We start from the raw sequence: 1353 nt of genomic DNA on the forward strand, positions 1-1353 counted from the left end.
TCGTTTATGAAAGCGCAGATTTTTCTTATCTTTGAGAGCTTTTGTGAGAATGTTTTTGTCATTGGTAGTAAATGTTGCTTGTGTCATATATCTATTATACGTCAATTTTTGATTTTTGTTAAGTATAAGAAGATGATTATCGTATTTCTAAATCCATTTTTGACAAATAGCATGGTATAATAATATGCAGGAAAATTTTGAATCATGAGGAAGACTAGATGAATTTATGGGATATTTTCTTTACGACCCAAGCAACAGAACCACCCAAATTTGACCTTTTTTGGTATGTCAGTATATTTACACTCTTGGCCTTGACCTTTTATACAGCCTATCGTTATCGTGAGAAGAAGGTTTACCAACGATTTTTCCAGATTTTACAGACTGTTCAGTTAATCCTTCTTTATGGTTGGTACTGGATCAATCACATGCCACTATCAGAAAGCTTACCCTTTTACCATTGTCGTGTGGCTATGTTTGTCGTGCTTTTGCTACCTGGTCAGTCCAAATATAGGCAGTATTTTGCACTACTAGGAACATTTGGGACATTAGCAGCCTTTGTTTATCCAGTGCCAGATGCCTATCCTTTCCCCCATATTGCCATTTTGTCCTTTATCTTTGGGCATTTAGCACTATTGGGGAACTCTCTAGTTTATCTATTGAGACGGTACAATGGAAGATTGCTGGATGTGAAGGGAATTTTTCTCATGACCTTTGCCCTAAATGCCTTGATTTTTGTGGTCAATTTAGTGACAGGTGGTGATTACGGATTCTTGACAAAACCGCCATTGGTTGGAGATCACGGCTTAGTAGCTAATTATTTAATCGTTTCTCTGGCCTTGTCGGCAGCGATTACTTTGACAAAGAAAATCTTGGAACTATTTTTAGAACAAGAAGTAGAAAAAATGATTGCAAAGAAAGCTTGGAAATGAGCCAATGTCATTAAGTTAGTGATCTAACTACTTGAATAGGAGATAGGATTGAGGTCATCAAAGTGATTCTCTATCGCATCTTCTATTTTTTTGCATGACAAATAAAGGTTTTTCACCCTATTTTTTGAGATTTATGTTACTCTATAGATGAAATCAACTACCGATTGGGCCTTTATCTTTCTTGGATATTTTCGATTCGATCGAATAATAGATAACTGTTTCTTGAGGTAGTTTTTCAACTGGAGGGAAGAAAGGAAACCGTTAAAAAACAAACGGCAGGCATAAGCCACATCCGAGAAACACACTTTATATCTTTGTTTTTTGTGATTACTGTCGATGACAACTTGCGAGGTTACCCAACGACAAAAGTTAAAATTTGTAAAGCGAGCAAAGATTTCTTGGAGAATCCCTTCCTTCTTTTTTG

General features: G+C 36.1%; 1 protein-coding gene and 1 pseudogene. One reads left to right on the plus strand and one right to left on the minus strand.

Translation table 11 applies throughout. The annotated features are described in order from the left end of the window. Positions 1-218: 218 nt before the first annotated feature. Positions 219-929 (plus strand): TIGR02206 family membrane protein, encoded by a 711-nt coding sequence (locus FGQ53_RS11640; RefSeq protein WP_138338941.1) that lies wholly within the window; start codon positions 219-221, stop codon positions 927-929. Between the two features lie 131 nt (positions 930-1060). Here FGQ53_RS11640 and FGQ53_RS11870 read toward each other — a convergent pair. Next, positions 1061-1353, minus strand: a pseudogene (locus tag FGQ53_RS11870) (IS4 family transposase); the annotation flags it as partial.

Origin of the sequence: Streptococcus mitis (assembly GCF_005844455.1) — a bacterium.
Lineage (GTDB): Bacteria > Bacillota > Bacilli > Lactobacillales > Streptococcaceae > Streptococcus > Streptococcus mitis_BF.

Bases quoted from the DNA above. Each gene is read 5' to 3' on its own strand.
- FGQ53_RS11640 (WP_138338941.1), top strand. From the start codon at position 219: ATGAATTTATGGGATATTTTCTTTACGACCCAAGCAACAGAACCACCC.